This is a genomic window from Sagittula sp. S175, from assembly GCF_049800975.1.
Lineage (GTDB): Bacteria > Pseudomonadota > Alphaproteobacteria > Rhodobacterales > Rhodobacteraceae > Sagittula.
The window spans coordinates 1-21,007 of record NZ_JBNAGB010000041.1 but is presented as its reverse complement, the minus strand read 5'-3'; the positions used below and the strand labels follow the sequence as shown (position 1 = coordinate 21,007).

The following is a 21,007-nucleotide window of genomic DNA, read 5'->3' as shown; positions in this document are numbered from 1 at the left end:
CGCCCGGCCTTTGTATCCTTGCTGGTCAGGGCCCCTGCCCCGCCCGGCTCAGTAGCGGTAGTGTTCCGGCTTGAACGGGCCTTCCGGGGCGACGCCGATGTAGGCGGCCTGTTCCGGCGACAGTTGCGTCAGCTTCACGCCGATGCGGCCCAGGTGCAGGCGGGCGACTTTCTCGTCCAGGTGCTTCGGCAGGATGTAGACGCCCGGCTGGTACTCGGAACCCTTCGTCCACAGCTCGATCTGCGCCAGCACCTGGTTGGTGAACGACGCCGACATGACGAACGACGGGTGACCGGTGGCGTTGCCGAGGTTCAGCAGGCGGCCTTCGGACAGCAGGATGATCCGCGCGCCCGAGGGCATCTCGATCATGTCCACCTGGTCCTTGATGTTGGTCCACTTGTGGTTCTTCAGCGCCGCGACCTGGATCTCGTTGTCGAAGTGGCCGATGTTGCCGACGATGGCCATGTCCTTCATCTCGCGCATGTGCTCGATGCGGATCACGTCCTTGTTGCCGGTGGTGGTGATGAAGATGTCGGCATCCGCCACCACGTCCTCCAGCAGCACCACCTCGAAGCCGTCCATCGCCGCCTGAAGCGCGCAGATCGGGTCGGCCTCGGTGACCTTTACGCGGGCACCCGCACCGCGCAGCGAGGCGGCCGAGCCCTTGCCCACGTCGCCGTAGCCGCAGACCACGGCGACCTTGCCGGCCATCATCACGTCGGTGGCGCGGCGGATGCCGTCGACCAGCGATTCCTTGCAGCCGTACTTGTTGTCGAACTTCGACTTGGTGACCGAGTCGTTCACGTTGATCGCCGGGAAGGGCAGCTGGCCGTTCTTGTGCAGGTCGTACAGGCGGTGCACGCCGGTGGTGGTCTCTTCGGACACGCCCTGGATGTCGGCCTTGGTCTTGGTGAACCAGCCCGGGCTGGCAGCCATGCGCTTCTTGATCTGCGCCTTGATGACGGCCTCTTCCTCGGACTGGGGCACGGGCAGGATGTCCTCACCGGCCTCGGCGCGGGCGCCCAGAAGCACGTAAAGCGTCGCGTCGCCGCCATCGTCGAGGATCATGTTCGCGCCCTCGGGGAACATGAACGAGCGGTCGAGGTAATCCCAATGCTCTTCGAGGCTCTGGCCCTTGACCGCAAACACCGGCGTGCCACCCGCCGCAATCGCCGCCGCTGCGTGGTCCTGGGTCGAGAAGATGTTGCACGAGGCCCAGCGCACGTCCGCGCCCAGCGCCACCAGTGTTTCGATCAGCACGGCGGTCTGGATGGTCATGTGCAGCGAACCAACAATGCGCGCGCCCTTCAGAGGCTTGCTCTCGCCATATTCCGCCCGGCAAGCCATCAGCCCCGGCATCTCGGTCTCGGCAATGTCCAGTTCCTTCCGGCCAAAATCAGCCAGTGCAATGTCCTTAACGACGTAATCCTGGGTCACCCTTGGTGCCTCCGTTGCAATCTTGGTTGGCGCGGAGTTACCACTGTAGAGGTAAAGAGACAATGACAACGCATGCACGCTGCCTGCCGAAGGTCCTTTTCTATCGCGAGACAGTCAGGTTAGACGTCGCAGGGCAGCACAGGACGACACCACATGGCGAAACCTCCCCGCGCATGGCAGCGCATGCTTTCGGGCCGCAGGCTCGACCTGCTCGACCCCACCCCGGTGGATATCGAGATCGAGGACATCGCTCATGGACTTGCATTCGTGGCACGCTGGAACGGGCAAACGCAGGGCGATTACGCCTATTCGGTCGCCGAGCATTCCCTTCTTGTCGAGGATCTGTTCACCCGCATGCATCCAAAGGCGACACCTGCCCAGCGCCTGACCGCCCTGCTGCATGACGCTCCGGAATACGTCATCGGCGACATGATATCGCCCGTCAAAGCCGCCGTGGGCCCTCAGTATGGCGAATTGGACAAACGGTTGACCGCCGCCATTCACATACGCTTTGGGTTGCCAGCCGTGACGCCCCCTCGCCTGAAGAAACAGATCAAGAAAGCCGACAACGTCAGCGCCTGGATGGAGGCCGTGCAGATCGCAGGCTTTACCGAAGCCGAGGCAGACAAGCTCTTTGGCAGGCCCGAGAATGCGCTGATTTCCGGTCTGGACATCCATCTGCGGCCGCCGGTGGACTGTCGACGCGCCTATACCGCACGCCATGCCGAACTTCTGGGACAGATGTGATGTTCGAAACCCGCCCGATGACCTCCGCCGACATCCCGGAGTGCCTCGAGATTCTCAACCACACGATCCGCAAGGGCGGCACCACCGCCTACGAGGACGAGCACACACGCGATAGCTTCGAAGCCGAGTTCCTGCACAAGCCGCCCATCGGCGTGGTGGTCGAGCATGAAGGTCGCATCGTCGGCTTTCAGAATGCCTACGACTACGGCGACGGACTGTATTCCATCGGCAGCTTCACCGATCAGCAAAGGCCCGTCAAAGGCGCGGGACGCGCCATGTTTGCCGCAACACTCGAAGCCTGCCGCGCCCGGGGCGGGGTCGCGATACTCGCGCGGATCACGTCCGACAATGCCTCTGGGTTGGCCTATTACAGCGCCATGGGGTTCGCGGACGATTACATCATCCCGAAGGACGTGACGCGCCGGAACGGCAAGACAGTCGATCGCGTGGTGAAGCGGTTTCCCTTGTAGGCTCGGACTCAACACATCGCGAAATTAGAAACAATTCGCCCCAAAATCGCCCCATTCCTCCGCGATTCAGGAAACAACGGCGGCTTTGTCCGCCAAATTGTTTTCTATTCGAAGGAGCCTTCACCGTGTTGCGCGCAAAAATCCTCATCCTGTCCCTTTGCGTTTTGACCACTGCGGGCTGCGGTCAGATGCCGATGGTGTCCCGAAATGCCAACTCGCTCAGCTTTGCCGCGCCGCACGTGCTGCCCGGCGATGCCCGGATGCTTGAGCAGGCGCAGGCGCTGGACGAGATCACCCGGGATCTCGTCCGCAAGGCCACCATGAAGGGCGCAGCGGCCGGAGCCGCCGCCGGCTGTGGTCTCGCCATCGTCTCCACTTCGGAAAGCGCAAAGTGCCTGGCCGGTGCCGTGGCCGGAGGTGCCGTGGGTGCCATGATCGGCAACGCCATGGGCCACAAACAGGCTGACGAACGGCTCGAGATCGTCTCGCTGTCCCGCGTGACGCCCGTGATCTCTGACGCGCAGAAACAGATGGCCCGTATGAATGACGGCATGGCGCAGTTCATCTCGGATCAGAATGACGAAATGGCTTCGTTGAAGATGCAGCGCGCGGACGGCACCATTTCGAAGGATGATTACGATGCGCGGCTGGCGGAGATCCGAGCAACCCGCGCCGAGGTGGCCGAGGCCCTTACACTCTCTGCCGAGCAGGCCCACGCGGCAAAGACCGCACTGAAGGACGCCAGCGCAAAGGGACAGTCGGGACTGGACTGGCACATCCTGCAGATCGACACGCTGGAAGACGAGGCAACGTCTGCCCGCGCCCGCATATCGCTGCTCTGATGCCTCTGGTATATCCATCAAGGGCGGCCCTGTGGGTCGCCCTTCGTCGTTTCAAAACCTCGGGTTCCTCAGCGCGGCGAACGTTTCGCCAGAATGCGCTGTAGCGTCCTTCTGTGCATGTTCAGCCGCCGTGCCGTCTCGGACACGTTGCGGTCGCACAGTTCATAGACCCGTTGGATATGCTCCCAGCGCACGCGATCCGCGCTCATCGGGTTCTCCGGCGGCGGCGGCAATTCGTCTGTCTTGGACAGCAAGGCGTTGGTGATGTCCGTGGCATCAGCGGGCTTCGAGAGGTAGTCGGTCGCTCCGATCTTCACCGCCGCCACGGCCGTGGCGATGGCACCGTAGCCCGTCAGGACCACGATCCGGCTGTCCGGGCGCCGTTCGCGCAGCACTTCGACCACGTCCAGCCCGTTGCCGTCTTCCAGACGCAGGTCCACGACCGCATAGGCCGGAGGACGCGCGGTTGCGACGGCAGTCCCTGCGGCAACAGACCCGGCAGTCTCGACGTCGAACCCGCGCTTTTCCATGGCCTTGGCCAGACGCTTCAGGAAAGGTTCGTCGTCATCCACCAGAAGCAGCGACTTGTCCTCGCCCAAATCGTCGATATCGCGCTCAGCCAAGGGCCTACCTCCCGTTGTGGTCCTGTGGACAACACTATTAACCACGGCTTTCGGTGCGGTCAAATGCCACTGACGTACAGGTCAAGACGCCTCGATGAAGCAGGCGACCCGGTCGGCCATTTCCTGCGGAGTGACCTCGCGGCGGAAGTAATCCATGAACCCTTCGCCCGGCATCACCAGATAGGTGAAGGTCGAGTGATCAACGAGGTAATATTCCTTATCGTCGCCGATCTGCGCCTTGTAATAGGTGCGGTACGCCTTGGACGCCGCATCCACCTGCTCGGGTGACCCGGTGAGGCCGATCATCTTTTCATGAAAGTTCTCGGCAAAATCGCCCACCACCTCGGGTGTGTCCCGCTGCGGGTCGATCGAGACAAACACCGGCGTGACACTCATCCCGCGCTCAGCCAGCAGGTCCACCGCCTCGACGTTGCGGGCGTTGTCATAGGGGCAGACGTCCGGGCAGAAGGTGTATCCGAAATACAGCAGCGTCGGCTCGGTGATGACATCCGTGTCCGTGACCGTCTGACCGTCCTTGTTCACAAGTGTGAAGGGCCCGCCAATGTCGCCAGCCACCGCGCCCTCGCGGCACTGGGCGTATTTGTCGTCGGACTTGCCGCCAAACAGGCCATCCAGCCATCCGGCAGAGGCCGCGTAGGTCCCTCCCAGCAGCACCCCGACTGCGGCCACCGCCGAATAGGTAAAGGCTCTGATCATTGGTTCCTCCATCATCCCGGCGCGGTTTCGGACCTTCGCACCTATTTCTTTCACATACAAAAATTAGAATGTTTACCTAACACTTGCCTTGCGGGACGCAAGGGACGAAACAGCTTTCATGGACACAAGCGAACTCGGCCTCTTTCGCGAACACAAACGTGGCAACTGGATCCGCCTGCGGACCATGATCCTGCTGCGCTGGGTTGCCATCTTTGGCCAACTCGCCGCCATCGTCGTTGCGCAGCATCTCTACAATCTCCAACTCGAACTCGGCCTGTGTTACCTGGCCGTGGGCACATCTGTCGTCGGCAACCTCGTCGCGATGTTCGTCTACCCCGAAAGCAAGCGCCTGTCCGAAACAGAGAACTTCATGATGGTGATGTTCGACCTGTTGCAACTGTGCTTCCTTCTGTTCCTCACGGGCGGGCTGAACAACCCCTTTTCGTTGCTGGTCATCGGTCCGGTAACGATCTCGGCCTCTGTCCTATCGCTGCGCTCGACCATCACGCTGATGCTGACCGCCATGGTGCTGGTGTCCGCGATGGTCTTCTATCACCTGCCGCTTCGGACCGCACAGGGCTTTGTCCTGCGCATCCCTGACATCTTCGTGTACGGGCAATGGGTCGGCCTGATGATCGCGCTGGCGTTCCTGTCCGCCTATTCCCGCCGCATCACGCGCGAGATGACGTCCATGTCCGACGCCCTCGCCGCCACCCAGATGGCGCTGGCCCGCGCGCAAAAACTGAATGACCTCGGAGGCGTCGTCGCCGCTGCGGCACACGAGCTCGGCACGCCGCTGGCGACCATAAAACTCACCTCCGCAGAGCTGGCCGAGGAACTGGACGACTACCCCGAGCTGAAGGAAGACGCCCTGCTGATCCGGTCTCAGGCGGATCGCTGCCGCGACATCCTCCGCAGCATGGGCCGCGCCGGCAAGGACGACCTGCACATGCGCACCGCGCCGCTGCTCGAGGTCATCCGCGAGGCCGCCGAACCGCACCAAGAGCGGGGCAAGGAAATCCTCATCGAAGACGGACCCGGCCCCGGCGGCGAATACAACGCCCCGCAGATCTTCCGCCGCCCCGAGGTCATCCACGGGCTGCGCAACCTCGTCCAGAACGCTGTCGACTTCGCCCGCACCACCGTCTGGATCGAGGCGATGTGGACCGATGACATCATCTCGATCCGCATTCTCGACGACGGGCGCGGCTATCCTCCGCAGCTGATCGGGCGCATCGGCGACCCCTTCATGCGCCGCCGCCGCTCCGACGCGGACCGCAGGCAGCGCCCCGAATACGAGGGCATGGGCCTGGGTCTCTTCATCGCCAAGACCCTGCTGGAACGCTCCGGCGCAGAACTCAGCTTTGCCAATGGCACCGACCCCTACAGCCCGCTCGCCAAGCCCGGCACGCCCGGCGGTGCCATCGTCGAGGTCGTCTGGCCGCGCGGCAAGATCGTTGCGCCCAAGACGCCCGGTACACCCTTGGGCGAGAACCAGCTGATAGATGGCTGAGTGCACAGCTGCGATTGTCGCTCGGCTTTAGGTTTAACGACGCGTTAACCATCGTGAAGGTAAGATGACCCCGGTGGGACAGGCTTCGCGGGTATTGCGGCAACTGAAGGGGCTGGGTGTGCAGGATATATACGTTTTGGCTATCGGAGCAGGTGCCGGTGCCGCTGTGCTGGTCGCTTTGCTGTTGCTTCAGGTCACGCGGCGCAAGCCGCGAACCGCCGTCATGCTCGAGCACGGGCCGCCCGATACGGTCATTCTCCTGCGCGATGGCACCGTCATCGACCACACCGAAGACGTGGTTCACCTGTTTTCCCGAAGCGACATCAATGGCCTCTCCTGGACGGAGATCCGGACGGAACTCGCCTCAGGCTTCCCCGACCTGCCCGAAGACCCTCCGACAGAGACCAGCAGCTGGCCCTGCGTCCTGATCCCCGAAGCGCGACTGGACGCACAGCCAACCGGGCGCAGTCTGAGGCTCGCGATGCATGTTCCTCCCATGGGGGCCGCGCTTGTGTACCGGTCCGCAAGCGTCGAGGAGGAATACGAGCGGCTGGACGCGATTTGCGACAACACGCCGGACCCGGTGTTCCAGACCGACGCCGAGGGGCGGGTGATCTGGCACAACGACGCCTACGAGGACCTGTGCCGGGATGCCCGGCACGCCGACCTCATGGACAATCCCTTCGACCTGCCCGCTGCCCTCGGCCGATCATCCAACGTCAGCCGCGTGAGCATGCAGATCGCCGATGCCCCCCCCCGCTGGTTCGAAATCACCTCGAGCCCCATGGGCGACGGGTGGGTGCATTTCGCATCCTCCATCGACAACCTCGTCAACGCCGAGATGGCCCAGCGCAACTTCGTCCAGACGCTGACAAAGACCTTTGCCCATCTGCCCATCGGGCTCGCTGTCTTTGACAAGTCACGGCAGCTGGTTCTCTTCAACCCCGCGCTGGTGGACCTCACGCACCTGCCCGTGGACTTCCTCAGCGCCAAACCGAACCTGCTCAGCTTCTTCGACCACATGCGCGAGAACCGCATGATGCCCGAGCCGAAGAACTACGCCAACTGGCGCGACAAGCTCTACGACGTGGTCTCCGCCGCACGCGAGGACCGTTACGCCGAAACCTGGAACCTGCCCTCCGGCCTGACCTACAAGATCACCGGCCGCCCGCATCCCGATGGCGCCGTCGCCTTCCTGATCGAGGACATCTCGGCCGAGATCAGCCTGACGCGCCGCTTCCGTTCGGAACTGGAACTGACACAATCCGTACTGGACTGCCTCGACGATGCAGTGGCCGTATTCTCCCGCCTGGGTGTCCTGACCTTCTCCAACGCTGCCTACCGCGAGCGCTGGAAGTGCGATCCCGACAGCGCCTTTGCCGAGGTCACCATCGTCGATGCAACAAAGGACTGGCGCGACGGCTGTGAACCAAGCCCCATCTGGGCCGAATTGCGCGAGTTCGTCCTGACCCTGCGCGACCGTTCGACCTGGGATGCCGATCTCGTCACACGTCAGGGCGAAGAACTGTCCTGCATCATCGAACCCGTGGCCGCCGGGGCCACCATGGTCCGCTTCACACGCAGAATACCCCAGGCGCAGGCGGACGCACCGATAGCCAGGAAGGCAGCCGCGTTGAAAAATTCCTGATCCGGGGCAATTCGTCATCAAAACGGATACATCTTCGCGGCGAACCGCAGTATCTACTGCGCATGGATAACATGCACCAAATGCCCGCGCTGACCCTGACCTCGCCCGAGGCCACCACAGACTTCGCCCGCGCACTCGGCGCGCAACTGAAGCCGGGGGATGTCTTGCTGCTCTCCGGCAGCATCGGCGCCGGCAAGACCCACTTCGCCCGCGCATTGATCCAGTCCCTGCTGTCGGAACCCGAGGACGTGCCCTCGCCCACCTTCACGCTGGTGCAGGAATACGAAACCGACAAGGGTCCGCTCTGGCACGCCGACCTTTATCGCCTCGGCAATACGGACGAGATCATCGAACTCGGTCTGGTGGATGCCTTCTCCGATGCGATCTGCATCGTGGAATGGCCCGATCGTCTTGGCGACCTCGCGCCCGAAAGCGCCCTGCACATGTCATTCTCGACCATGGACGCCGAGGAACAGCGCCGGCTGGTGTTGCGCTGGACAGACCCGGCATGGACAGACCGTATCGCCTCGACGATGGAAGTGACTCCGACCCCGGTGCGCGAGAGCGAAGTCGCCGCCTTTCTGCGCAGGACCCGCTGGCACGATGCCGAGGCCACGCCGATGACCGGCGACGCATCCAGCCGCTCGTACACGCGTCTGCAGCGCAAATCGGAAACCGCGATCCTCATGCAGGACCCCAATGGCGATGCGGCGCTTTTTGCCAGACTGGCACGTCATCTGACCGGCCTTGGTCTGTCTGCTCCGCATATCTACGCCGAAACCACGGGGATCCTGTTGATCGAGGACCTGGGAGACGGCTTGCTCGCCGGCCTCGCCATCACGCCCGAGATTGAAACGCGGCTCTATCTAACCGCCGTCTCGGCCCTTGTTGCGCTGCACGCCCACCCGGCACCGGCCTCCCTGCCCGTGGCCACGCCCGAATACCTCGCACAAGCCATCGACCTTGCCTTCACCTTTTACGCGCAGATGCCCGACCTTCTGGATACGGCGACAGAGACCCTGCAGCCCATCCTCGCGCAATATGCCGCGCCGGAGGGTGTCATGGTCCTGCGTGATTTCCACGCCGAGAACATCCTGCTGCTAAAAGGCCGCACCGGGGCCGCCCGCGCCGGCCTGCTCGACTTTCAGGATGCCCTCAGCGGCCACTCCGCCTATGACCTCGTCTCGCTCTGCCGGGACGTGCGCCGTGACGTGCACCCAGAGACGGAACAGGCTTGCCTGCATGCCTACATCACCGGGACGGACACTGACGCCGAAGCCTTCCGCGCGGCCTACGCAGTCCTTGGCGTGCAGCGCAACCTGCGCATCCTCGGGGTCTTCGCCCGACTTGCACTGACGCAGGGCAAGACGCGCTACCTCGATTTCCTGCCCCGCACCTGGTCGCACATTCAGGCGCAAATGATCCATCCGGCGCTCGAACCCATGCGCCCGATCATCTCCCGTCTGCCGCCGCCCGACGCCGCCTTTATCCAGGATCTGCTTTCCAGATGCCCGAAACATTGATGCCCGGATCGAACCCGCCCAGCGCCGTGATGCTCTTTGCCGCCGGGTTCGGCACCCGCATGGGCGCGCTGACCGCCAACACGCCGAAACCGCTGATCCCCGTCGCGGGCCGCCCGCTGCTGGATCACGCACTTGCGCTGACCGATGGCGTGCCAACCCGCGTCGTCAACGCGCATTACCTCGCCGATCAGGTGGTCAGCCACCTCGCCGGAACCGACGTGCAGGTCAGCGTTGAACACCCCACGATCCTCGACACCGGCGGCGGGTTGAAGCACGCCCTGCCGCTCCTCGGCCCCGACCCGGTGTTTACTCTCAACACCGATGCCGTCTGGTCCGGCCCCAATCCCTTGCACCTGCTGCGCGAGGCATGGAACCCCGCGACCATGGACGCGCTGCTGCTTTGCGTGCCGTTGCAGAACGCTATCGGCCGCAAGGGGGGTGGTGATTTTTCGCTGAAAAATCGGCACCTTTCGTGGCAGGGTGATTTCGTCTACACCGGGGCGCAGATCGTGAAAACCGACCGGCTGTCGACAATCGACGATCCCGCCTTCTCGCTGCATCGCCTGTGGAACGCTGCCCTCGACGCAGGCCGCTTCTGCGGGATTCCCTACCCCGGGACATGGTGCGACGTGGGCCACCCCGAAGGCATCCGCTTGGCCGAGGACATGCTCGCCCGCACCTGACAAAACCTGTCACCATGGCATCAATCCCCCGGTTGCCCCGCCCCGCGTCCCGGTCCATTCTGGCGCCCCGGCACCACGCCGGGACACAAGCGGGTGGCGAGGGGTCAAATGTCTGAAACACAACTCTTTTCTGATGATGGCCCGCGCCTCTTCGCCCTGCCCCCCGGCGCCGATTTCCCCGCCGCGCTGATCGACGGCCTGCGCGCCCGCCTGTCCGGCCAGCCGCCCGAGGCCATAGCCCGCGTCGAGCTTTATGTGAACACCGACCGCATGGCCCGCCGCCTGCGTGCGCTGTTTGACACAGGCCCCGCCTCGCTGCTGCCCAAGATCAAGCTGGTGACCGACCTCGCCGATCCCCTGACCCGCGCGCAACTGCCCGCCCCCGTGCCGCCGCTGCGCCGCCGTCTGGAGCTGACCGGCCTCGTCTCGGCTCTGCTTGACCGCGCACCCGACCTCGCGCCCCGCGCCGCGCTTTTTGACCTGTCCGACAGCCTCGCCACCCTGATGGAAGAGATGCACGGCGAAAACGTCCCGCCGGAGGACATCGCCAACCTCGACGTCACCGACCAGTCCGGCCACTGGCAGCGCGCGCTGACCTTCTTCAGCATCGTCCAGCCGTTCTTCGAGGACACGGACGCCCCCGACACGCAGGCCTTCACCCGCCGCGCGCTGGCCCTGCGCATCGCCCGCTGGCAGGACACCCCGCCAACGCATCCGATCATCGTCGCGGGCTCCACCGGCTCGCGCGGCACCACCCACGCCTTCATGAAGGCCGTCGCGCAACTGCCCCAGGGCGCGGTGATCCTGCCCGGATTCGACCCTGACATGCCCGACTCCGTCTGGGACATGCTCGATGACCCCCTGACCGGAGAGGACCACCCGCAGTACCGTTTCGCCAAGCTCCTGCGCGAACTCGACCTCCGCCCGTCCCGCGTGACGACATGGCACGACACCCCGGCCCCTGCGCCGGACCGCAACCGCACCCTGTCGCTGGCCCTGCGTCCCGCGCCCGTCACCCACCAATGGCTGTCCGAGGGGCCAAAGCTGCCCGACCTGCCGCAAGCCATGCAGACCGTCACCCTGCTCGAGGCCCCGTCCTTACGCGAGGAAGCCCTCGCCATCGCGCTCCGCCTGCGCCAAGCCGCGCAGGACGGCACCGACGCGGCGCTCATCACCCCCGACCGGATGCTGACCCGTCAGGTCACGTCGGCGCTGAACCACTGGGGCATCATCCCGGACGACTCCGCAGGCACGCCAGCGCAACTGACGCCCCCGGGCCGCTTCCTGCGCCTTGTCGCGGAAACCTTTGCCAAGCCGCTCTCCGCCGACCTCATGCTGTCGATCCTGAAACACCCGCTGTGCCACGCGGGCAAGGATCGCGGCCAGCACCTGCTGAACACGCGCGATCTGGAGCTGCACATCCGCAAGCACGGGATGCCCTACCCCACGCCCGAGACGCTTGCGGAATGGGGCGTGACGGCCGAGAAACCCGCTTGGGCGGGCTGGATCGCGCAGCTGTCGACCCAGCACACCCCCGGCAAACATGCCCTGTCGGACTGGGTCACGCGCCACATCGCCCTTGCGGAAACCCTCTCCGCCGGTCCCGACGGCACCCCCGATCCGCTGTGGAACGAGGTCGCGGGTCGCCGCCTGCGCGCCATCACCCAGACCCTCATGGACGAGGCCCCCCACGGCGCGCCCATGTCCGCCCGCGACTACGCCGACCTCTTCATGGCGCTGCTCTCACGCGAAGAGGTCCGCAATCCCGACGAGCCGCACCCCCATATCCGCATCTGGGGCACGCTCGAGGCGCGCGTCGGCGGCCCCTCCCTGATGATCCTCGCCGGGCTGAACGAGGGGTCCTGGCCGCAGTCGCCCTCTGCCGATCCGTGGCTGAACCGCCGGATGCGCGCCGATGCGGGTCTGCTCTTGCCCGAACGCCGCATCGGCCTGTCGGCGCATGACTTCCAGCAGGCCGCCGCCGCGCCCGAGGTCTGGCTCACCCGCGCGCTGAAATCCGACGAGGCCGAGACCGTGCCGTCGCGCTGGATCAACCGTCTTGTGAACCTGATGACCGGCCTGCCCGCCAAGGGCGGCGAAGACGCCCTGAAACAGATGAAGGCCCGCGCGAAGCCGTGGCTCGACCTCGCCCGCGCGTCTGAATCGCCCATCCACGCCGACCCCGCGCCGCGCCCCTCGCCCGCGCCGCCTGCCCATGCGCGGCCCCGGCAACTGTCGGTGACAGCGATCAAGCGCCTCGTGCGCGACCCCTACGCGATCTACGCGAAAAACGTCCTTGGCCTGAAGCCGCTGGACCCATTGATGCAGGCCCCCGACGCCCTGATGCGCGGCATCCTCACCCATTCGGTGATCGAGGAATTCATCAAGGAAACAGTCTCGAACCCCGCCCAACTGCGCCCCGAGCGCCTGCAGGAGATCGCCGCCGACCTGCTGGAACAGATCCCCTTTCCGACCGTCCGCACTCTCTGGCAGGCGCGGGTGAATCGCTTTGCCCCGTGGTTCACCGCGTCGGAGGCCGAGCGCCGCCAGCGCGCCACCCCGCAGGCCGCGAATTTCGAAATCGAGGGCAAGGCGGACCTGCCGCTGCTGGGCTTCACCCTCACCGGCACAGCCGATCGCATCGACATGGACGACCGCGCGGGCGCGCATGTCTACGACTACAAGACCGGGACCGCGCCGACCGAGTCGCAGCAAAAGACCTTCGACAAGCAACTGCTGCTGGAATCCGCAATGCTCCTGCAGGGCGCCTTTCCGGGCCTTGCGCCCCGCCACATCGCGGCGGCCACCTACATCCAGCTCAAACCCGGCGACCCCAAGGAGATCCCCGCGCCTTTGGAGGACTGCCCGCCAGACCAGACATGGGCCGAATTCACCGCCCTCATCGCCGCCTACATGGACCCCGAAAAGGGCTTCACCGCCCGCCGCGCGCTGATGAAGGACACCGACCTTGCCGATTACGACCATCTCTCGCGCTTCGGCGAATGGGACGTGACCGACGCCGCCGTGACGGAGACGCTGGAATGACCGCCCGCACCAGAGACGACGCCACCGAGGCCCAGGTTCGCGCCGCCGCCCCCGGCCATTCGACATGGCTCGCCGCCAACGCAGGCAGCGGCAAGACCCGCGTGCTGACCGACCGCGTGGCGCGGCTGTTGCTGGAAGGCGTAGACCCCTCGCATATCCTCTGCCTGACCTACACGAAGGCCGCCGCGACCGAGATGCAGAACCGCCTGTTCAAGCGGCTTGGCGGCTGGGCCATGCTGGCGGAACCCGCCCTGCGCGATGAACTCGACCAGCTGGGCGTGGAAACCCAGCCCACGCCGGACTTCCTGCAAGACGCCCGCACGCTCTTCGCCCGCGCGATCGAAACCCCCGGCGGGCTGCGCATCCAGACGATTCACTCCTTCTGCGCCTCGCTCCTGCGGCGGTTTCCCCTGGAGGCGCAGGTTTCCCCCCAGTTCAAGGAGATGGAGGACCGCGCCGCCGAACTCCTGCGCGCCGACCTGCTGGACGAGATGGCGCAAGGGCCGAACCGCGTCCTGCTGGAAAACATCGCGCCCTACCTCTCCGGCGACGACATGGAGCCGCTGCTGCGCGCCCTGACCGCCCACCGCGAAACCTACCTCAACCCAGCCACGCCCGATCAGATCAGAGACCATTACGGCCTGAAACCGGACATGACCGAGGACGCGTTGCTGGCCTCGATCTTCCTTGGCTCCGAGAGCCAGCTGGTCGCCGACCTCATCCCCGCCTTCCAGCAGGGCGGCAAGACCGAACAGGGTCTGGTGGATACGCTGAAGGCATTCCAGAACCCCGACGCCGAGGGTCTAGGCACCCTCAAACAGGTCTGCCTCACGCAGGGCGGCACCGTCCGCAAGAACTTCCCGACCAAGGGCACCCGCAAGGATTTTCCAGACCTCTGCGAGGCCTACGACCAACTCGCCGCCCGCATCGAATCCGCGCTGGAGGTCGAAAAGGCCCTGAACGCCGCGACCCGCGACATAGCCCTGACCGCCTTTGGCGCGCAATTCGTCCCCGCCTATGAACACGCGAAACTGCTGCGCGGCTGGCTGGATTTCGACGACCTCATCACCCGCGCCCGCGATCTGTTGTCGAACGAAAAGGTCGCCGATTGGGTGCTGTACAAACTCGACGGCGGCATCGACCACATCCTCGTGGACGAGGCGCAGGACACCTCGCCGGTACAATGGCAGGTCATCGAACGGCTGGCGCATGAATTCACCTCGGGCGAGGGGGCGCGCGACACCCGGCGCACGATCTTTGTCGTGGGCGATAAAAAGCAGTCGATCTACTCCTTCCAGGGCGCCGATCCGCGCGAATTCGACCGCATGAGGGAGGACTTCCGCGAAAGGCTGAAGGACACCGACGCGCCGCTGGTGAACTCCGAACTGGCGTTCAGCTTCCGCTCGGCAGAGCCGATCCTGCGGGTGGTGGACAATACCTTTACCGACGCGGCGGAAAGCGGCTTCGACGGCGCGCTGCACCGCGCGTTCAAGTCCGACATGCCGGGGCGCGTGGACCTCTGGCCCGTGGTGGAGAAGGTCAAGGATGACGACGACGGCCCGTGGCACGAACCGCTCGACCGGCAGGCCTCGACCCATCACACGGTGATCCTCGCGAAACGCATCGCGCGCTTCATCCGCCAGACCATCGACGCGGGCCACCCGATCCCGGAGGAAATCGGCCATTCCGGCCAGTACAAACCCCGCGCCGTGCACGCAGGCGATTTCCTGATCCTCGTCCGCCGCCGTGCGCAGCTGTTCAAGGAGATCATCCGCGCCTGCAAACAGGAGGGCCTACCCATCGCCGGGGCCGACCGGCTGAAGGTCATGGCCGAACTCGCCGTGCGCGACATCATCGCCGTGCTGAAGTTCCTCGAAACGCCCGAGGATTCGCTCAGCCTCGCCACGGCGCTGCGGTCCCCCTTGTTAGGGTTGAGTGAACAGGACCTCTTCACCCTCGCCCACAACCGCCCCCGGAAATACCTGTGGGAGGCGATCCGCGACACCGACGCGGCCCATGTCACCGTGCTGAAGGACCTGCTGAGAAACACCGACTTCCTGCGCCCCTACGACCTGGTGGACCGCATCCTGACCCATCACAAGGGCCGCCGCCTGCTGATCGGGCGACTGGGCGCCGAGGCCGAGGATGGCATCAACGCGCTCCTGCAACAGGCACTCAGCTACGAACAGACCGAGGTGCCGACGCTCACCGGCTTCCTCGAATGGGCGCAGGCCGACAACCTCGAAATCAAGCGCGCGCCCGACTCAAAGGGCGAGACCCTGCGCGTCATGACGGTGCACGGATCGAAGGGGCTCGAGGCGCCCATCGTCATCCTGCCCGACTGTGCCAAGCCCGACACCACGATCAAGGCCGACCTCCTGCGCGACCCCGACGGGGTGCTGTGGAAACAGCCTTCCGCGCAGCAACCCAGCCGCCACGCCGAGGCCATCGACCGCGCCAAGATGCGCGAGGCTCAGGAACGTGACCGCCTGCTCTACGTCGCCCTGACCCGGGCCGAGAAATGGCTGATCGTCGCGGCGGCGGGCGATTTGGGCAAGGATGGCGACGCCTGGCACGACAAGGTTTCGCGCGGCATGGAGCGCTCCGGCGCGCTGCCGCAGACCTTCGATTTCGGCGACGCGCAGGTCGAAGGCCTCCGCGTGCAGCACGGCGACTGGACCACCTCGCCGTCCGAGGCCCCCGAGGTCGCGGAGCCCGAAACCCTCACCTACCCGGCCCAGCTTGACGCGCCGCTGCCCGAGCCGAAACAGCCACTGAAGACCCGCAGCCCCTCTGACCTTGGCGGGGCAAAGGCGCTGGCCGGGGCCGATGGCGACACCGAGGAGGTCGCCTTGGCGCGCGGCACCGCGCTTCACCGCCTGATCGAGACGCTGGCACCCCTGCCCGCCGACCTGCGCCCCGCCGCCGGGGAAAGCCTGCTCGCCCAATGGGCGCAGGAGCCGGAGATGGAGCCCATCGCCCTTCAGCTGCCGCATATCCTTGAGGAGGTCACCCGCGTCCTCGACACCCCCGCTCTGCAACCGCTGTTCGAGAACGCACTTCTGGAAACCCCGATCACCGCCGACCTGCCCGGCATCGGGCGCATCCATGGCATCATCGACGTGCTGAGGATCACACCGGAAAAAATCACCGTCATCGACTTCAAGACCAACCGCACCGTGCCCGCCGATACGCAGCAAACCCCCGACGGCCTGCTGCGCCAGATGGGGGCCTACCACGCTGCTTTGGCCCAACTTTACCCCGGCAAGACCATCGAAACCGGCCTGCTCTGGACCGCCACGGCCCACTATATGCCGTTACCGCACGACCTCGTGACCCAAGCTCTTGCCCGTGCCGCCACACCTTGACGGTGCGCGAGTCGAGGCATACCTTCCCGGACCTGAACGGATACCCCTATTGACCGCTGCTCACGCAGGACTCCCAACCCAGAGGAGAATTCCCATGGCCACCGTCGCCGTTACCGACGCCACCTTCGACGCCGAAGTGGTGAAATCCGAAGTCCCCGTCGTCGTCGACTTCTGGGCAGAATGGTGTGGCCCCTGCAAGCAGATCGGCCCGGCTCTGGAAGAGCTCGCCGCCGAATACGGCGACAAGGTGAAGATCGCCAAGGTCGACGTGGACAGCAACCCGAACTCCGCCGCCGCCATGGGCGTGCGCGGCATCCCGGCGCTGTTCATCTTCAAGGACGGCGCGCCGGTGTCGAACCGCGCAGGCGCCGCACCCAAGGCCGCGCTGAAGTCCTGGATCGACGACTCGATCTGAGCTGTTCCCGATTTCGGCACACCGTCAAAGGCCCCCGCGTGGGGCCTTTTTCACGCGCGGGACCACGATGTCTCGTCGAGAAATCGCGCGCCCCCCGGCACGGAATTCACATTCCCTCGCACGCGGTCTACTCTTGCCTTGGTTGAAGCAACTCCCGGCAGGTCCCCATGGCACGCAACATCGTCATCCTCCTCGATGGCACCTCGAACGAGATCTGCGCCGACCGGACGAACATCCTGCGCCTCTACGGCACCCTGACGAAATCCGCCGACCAGATCGTCTATTACGACCCCGGCGTCGGCACCTTCGGGGCCGAGGACAGCTGGCTGCAATGGCCGCGCAAGATTTCAGAGGTCTGGGGCATGGCGACCGGCTGGGGTCTCGACCGCAACGTAAAGGAAGCCTACCGCTTTCTCGTGGAAACCGTCGATCCGAACGCCGAGGAACCGGACAACATCTGCATCTTCGGCTTTTCCCGTGGCGCCTATTCGGCGCGGGTTCTGGCGGGCTTCCTGCACAGCTTTGGCCTGATGGAGCCGCGCAACCTCAACCTGCTCGACTACGCCTACCGCGCTTACAAACGCATCGGCGATGACGGCGACGAGAACGCCTTTGCCGAGATGCGCCTGTTCGAACGTATCATCCGCCCCGACCGCCCGGTGATCCACCTGTTGGGCCTGTTCGACACGGTGGCCTCGGTGATCGAAAGCGGCCGTGTCCTGCCCCGCTTGCGCAACCACGCCCACGTGGCCCGAAACCCCTCGGTACGCGCCGTGCGTCACGCCGTGGCCATCCACGAGCGCCGCACCATGTTCCGCCCGCTGCTCTGGCCCGAAGGTCAACGCTTCCACGCAAACCGCTTCGACAAGGGCGAAGGCATCCCGCAGGACAGCAAGGAAGTCTGGTTCCGCGGCGTCCACGGCGACATCGGCGGCGGCTACCCGGAGGATGAATCGGCCTTGGCCAAGCTGCCGCTGGCCTGGCTGATCGAGGAAACCCGCGCCTTGGGAATCGCCTACAAGACCCGCACGATAAACGAACTGGTGCTGGCGGAGGGGGACTCGAAATACACCGCCCCCGACCCGACCGCCGCGCCGCATGACTCGATGAAATGGGCGTGGAAGCTGGTAGAATACCTGCCCCGCCGCAAGCCCTCGCTGTCCACCCGCAAGGACCTGAACGGCTGGATCATCCCCGCCCGCGAGAAGCGCACCATCCCGGCGGGGTCCCGCATCCATCATTCGGTGATACAGGCGGGCAAGCTGCCCTCGAACGTGCCGTCAGATCACCACGTCGAGGGCGCCCCGCCGGAAACTTGAAAAGTTTCCGAAGCGGTTTCTTTTCAAGAAACCGCCCGCCGGATCACTCCGCCACGCAGTCGGCGTAGAACACCTTCTGCCCGGTCTCGTCGACCTCCTGCACCAGACCGTGGATATCGGTCTCGAACCCCGGGCATTCGCGGGCGAATTCACGGTTGAAGCGCAGATATTCCACGATCTTGCCGTTGAACACCTCGCCCGGGATCAGCAGCGGAATGCCCGGCGGGTAAGGCGTCACCAGCGAGGTGGTGATCCGCCCTTCCAGATCGTCGATGGCCACGCGCTCGGTCTTGCGCCGCGCGATATGGGCATAGGCGTCCGAGGGCGTCATCGCCGGGTGGTGATCCGACAGGTAGATCTCGGTCGACAGGCGCGCCACGTCGTACTTCGCATACATCGCGTGCACGTGCTGGCAGAGGTCCTTCAACCCCATCTTTTCATAGCGCGGCTGCGCGGCGCAGAACTCCGGCATGACCCTCCACAGCGGGTTGTTGCGGTCGTAGTCGTCCTTGAACTGCTGCAACGCCGCCAGAAGCGTGTTCCACCGGCCCTTGGTGATGCCGATGGTGAACATGATGAAGAACGAGTAGAGCCCCGTCTTTTCGACGACCACGCCGTGTTCGCTGAGGTACTTCGACACGATGGACGCCGGGATGCCCGTGTCGTCGAAATGTCCCTCGATATCCAGGCCCGGCGTGATGATCGTCGCCTTGATCGGGTCCAGCATGTTGAAATCGCGCGCCATGTCGCCAAAGCCATGCCAGCTGTCCTTGCCGCCGGTCTCGACCCCATCAGAGTCGGTGCGCTTCAGCTGCCAGTCCTTGGCGCGGCCCATGCCGTCCTCGTTCTCGTCAAAGTCCTCCGGACCCCAGACCTTGAACCACCACTGGTTGCCGTATTCCTTGCTGACCTTCTTCATCGCGCGGCGGAATTCGAGGCTCTCGACGATGCTCTCCTCCACCAGCGCCGTCCCGCCCGGAGGCTCCATCATCGCCGCCGCCACGTCACATGACGCGATGATCGAATACTGCGGGCTGGTCGAGGTGTGCATCAGGTACGCCTCGTTGAACAGGTGGCGGTCCAGCTTCGTCTGCTTGGCGTCCTTCACCAGTACATGAGAGGCCTGGCTGATCCCCGCCAGCAGCTTGTGCACGGATTGGGTGACATAGGTCACCGACTTCTCGGACCGTTCCCGCTTGTGGCCGATGGCGTGGTAAGTGCCATAGAACGGGTGGAAGGCCGCGTGCGGCAGCCAGGCCTCGTCGAAATGCAGGTTCTCGATCCAGCCGTCCAGCGCGCCCTTGATGGCCTCGGTGTTATACAGAACCCCGTCATAGGTCGACTGCGTCACCGTCATGATGCGCGGCTGTACCGTTTCCGGGTCGATACCCTCCAGCAGCGGGTTCTCGCGGATCTTGGCCTTGATCGCCTCGGGCTCGAACTCGGACCGTTGGATCGGGCCGATGATGCCCCAGTGGTTGCGGGTCGGTTTCAGGAAGACCGGGATCGCGCCGGTCATGATGATCGAATGCAGAATCGACTTATGGCAGTTGCGGTCCACAACCACCACGTCACCGGGGGCGACGGTGTGGTGCCAGACCATCTTGTTCGACGTGCTCGTGCCATTGGTGACAAAGAAACAGTGATCCGCGTTGAAGATCCGCGCCGCGTTCTTCTCCGACTCGCCGATCGCGCCGTTGTGATCCAGAAGCTGACCCAGCTCCTCCACCGCGTTGCAAACGTCGGCGCGCAGCATGTTCTCGCCGTAGAACTGGTGGTACATCTGACCCACAGGGCTTTTCAGGAACGCCACGCCGCCGGAATGCCCCGGGCAGTGCCACGAATACGACCCGTCCTCGGCGTAATCCAGAAGCGCCTTGAAGAACGGCGGCTGGATGTACTCGATATAGCTTTTCGCTTCGCGGATGACGTGCTTGGCGATGAATTCCGGCGTGTCCTCGAACATGTGGATGAAGCCGTGCAACTCGCGCAAGATGTCGTTGGGCAGGTGGCGGCTCGTCTTGGTCTCGCCATGCAGGAAGATCGGCACATCGGCGTTCTTCCAGCGCACCTCCTCGATGAACTGGCGCAGATTCACGACGGCCGGGTCGAGGTCCGGCCCCGGCGTGAATTCCTCGTCGTCGATGGACAGCACAAAGGCCGAGGCTCGCGACTGCTGCTGCGCGAATTGCGACAGGTCGCCGTAGCTGGTCACGCCCAGCACCTCAAAGCCTTCCTTCTCGATGGCCTCCGCCAGCGCGCGGATGCCCAGACCCGAGGTGTTCTCGGACCGAAAGTCCTCGTCGATGATGATGATGGGAAAGCGGAACTTCATGGGTCTCTCCTTCGGAGGGCCAGCGACATGTCCCCCCGTTCTTGCACGTCAGCCAATGGCGTCAAGGCCGCTCTTGGCGCAATCCCGCTGGCCGCGAAAGGGTTGCAGCGGGGCGGGGCTCTGTTGCACAAATCCTGTGAGGGATTCATGTCGTGAATCCAGCGTGGTAGCTGGACGACATGAGCAGACCCACACCCCCGACCTACAAGACCAGGAACTGGCCAGCCTATAATGAAGCGCTCAAGCGTCGAGGCTCGCTGACAATCTGGTTCGATCCCGAGATGATCTGGGATGCTGCGCCGACCGGCAAACGCGGCCGACA

15 protein-coding genes and 1 pseudogene are annotated in these 21,007 nt (G+C 64.7%); 12 read left to right on the top strand and 4 right to left on the bottom strand.

The window, feature by feature from the left end; translation table 11 throughout:
• Positions 1-48: 48 nt before the first annotated feature.
• Entirely contained in the window at positions 49-1,437 is a 1,389-nt protein-coding gene (gene ahcY, locus ACP16H_RS25520) for an adenosylhomocysteinase (RefSeq protein ID WP_425074974.1), read from the bottom strand.
• A gap of 153 nt (positions 1,438-1,590) precedes the next feature.
• Here ahcY and ACP16H_RS25515 point away from each other — a divergent pair, with 153 nt between their 5' ends.
• The 3 genes from ACP16H_RS25515 to ACP16H_RS25505 all read left to right on the top strand — a co-directional run bounded on the left by ACP16H_RS25515 (position 1,591) and on the right by ACP16H_RS25505 (position 3,496).
• Complete coding sequence (locus ACP16H_RS25515; protein WP_425074973.1) at positions 1,591-2,184, top strand: hypothetical protein; 594 nt, start codon at positions 1,591-1,593, stop codon at positions 2,182-2,184.
• Positions 2,184-2,654: an N-acetyltransferase family protein gene (locus ACP16H_RS25510; protein WP_425074972.1), complete on the top strand. Its 471-nt coding sequence runs from the start codon at positions 2,184-2,186 to the stop codon at positions 2,652-2,654. The genes ACP16H_RS25515 and ACP16H_RS25510 overlap by 1 nt, the downstream gene beginning before the upstream one ends.
• Before the next feature lie 125 nt (positions 2,655-2,779).
• Complete coding sequence (locus tag ACP16H_RS25505) at positions 2,780-3,496, top strand: hypothetical protein (protein ID WP_425074971.1); 717 nt, start codon at positions 2,780-2,782, stop codon at positions 3,494-3,496.
• Between the two features lie 68 nt (positions 3,497-3,564).
• Here ACP16H_RS25505 and ACP16H_RS25500 read toward each other — a convergent pair whose 3' ends face one another.
• Complete coding sequence (locus ACP16H_RS25500) at positions 3,565-4,119, bottom strand: ActR/PrrA/RegA family redox response regulator transcription factor (RefSeq protein WP_425074970.1); 555 nt, start codon at positions 4,117-4,119, stop codon at positions 3,565-3,567.
• 81 nt (positions 4,120-4,200) lie between these two features.
• Positions 4,201-4,836, bottom strand: coding sequence for an SCO family protein (locus ACP16H_RS25495; RefSeq protein ID WP_425074969.1), 636 nt, complete (start codon positions 4,834-4,836; stop codon positions 4,201-4,203).
• A 118-nt stretch (positions 4,837-4,954) separates the two neighbouring features.
• Here ACP16H_RS25495 and regB point away from each other — a divergent pair, with 118 nt between their 5' ends.
• From regB to ACP16H_RS25455, 8 genes are all read left to right on the top strand, one after another.
• The gene (gene regB / locus ACP16H_RS25490; protein WP_425074968.1) at positions 4,955-6,349 is read left to right on the top strand and encodes a sensor histidine kinase RegB; all 1,395 of its coding nucleotides are present in this window, start codon (positions 4,955-4,957) and stop codon (positions 6,347-6,349) included.
• Between the two features lie 136 nt (positions 6,350-6,485).
• On the top strand, positions 6,486-7,997 hold the full coding sequence (locus tag ACP16H_RS25485; RefSeq protein WP_425074967.1) for a PAS-domain containing protein: 1,512 nt from the start codon (positions 6,486-6,488) through the stop codon (positions 7,995-7,997).
• Between the two features lie 80 nt (positions 7,998-8,077).
• Positions 8,078-9,520, top strand: coding sequence for a tRNA (adenosine(37)-N6)-threonylcarbamoyltransferase complex ATPase subunit type 1 TsaE (gene tsaE / locus ACP16H_RS25480; RefSeq protein ID WP_425074966.1), 1,443 nt, complete (start codon positions 8,078-8,080; stop codon positions 9,518-9,520).
• A complete protein-coding gene (locus ACP16H_RS25475; protein WP_425074965.1) occupies positions 9,505-10,203 on the top strand; it encodes a nucleotidyltransferase family protein in 699 nt (232 codons plus the stop codon). Before tsaE ends, ACP16H_RS25475 begins: the two co-directional genes overlap by 16 nt.
• A 108-nt stretch (positions 10,204-10,311) precedes the next feature.
• A complete protein-coding gene (addB, locus tag ACP16H_RS25470; protein ID WP_425074964.1) occupies positions 10,312-13,248 on the top strand; it encodes a double-strand break repair protein AddB in 2,937 nt (978 codons plus the stop codon).
• Positions 13,245-16,616, top strand: coding sequence for a double-strand break repair helicase AddA (gene addA, locus ACP16H_RS25465; RefSeq protein WP_425074963.1), 3,372 nt, complete (start codon positions 13,245-13,247; stop codon positions 16,614-16,616). The genes addB and addA overlap by 4 nt, the downstream gene beginning before the upstream one ends.
• A gap of 94 nt (positions 16,617-16,710) precedes the next feature.
• Complete coding sequence (trxA, locus tag ACP16H_RS25460) at positions 16,711-17,031, top strand: thioredoxin (protein WP_425074962.1); 321 nt, start codon at positions 16,711-16,713, stop codon at positions 17,029-17,031.
• Positions 17,032-17,198: 167 nt separating this feature from the next.
• Entirely contained in the window at positions 17,199-18,350 is a 1,152-nt protein-coding gene (locus ACP16H_RS25455; RefSeq protein WP_425074961.1) for a DUF2235 domain-containing protein, read from the top strand.
• Between the two features lie 43 nt (positions 18,351-18,393).
• Here the strand turns inward: ACP16H_RS25455 and ACP16H_RS25450 are convergent, their stop codons facing one another.
• Positions 18,394-20,685, bottom strand: a complete 2,292-nt coding sequence (locus ACP16H_RS25450; RefSeq protein WP_425074960.1) for an Orn/Lys/Arg decarboxylase N-terminal domain-containing protein — start codon at positions 20,683-20,685, stop codon at positions 18,394-18,396.
• A gap of 179 nt (positions 20,686-20,864) precedes the next feature.
• Here ACP16H_RS25450 and ACP16H_RS25445 point away from each other — a divergent pair.
• Positions 20,865-21,007, top strand: a pseudogene (locus tag ACP16H_RS25445) (IS5/IS1182 family transposase); the annotation flags it as partial.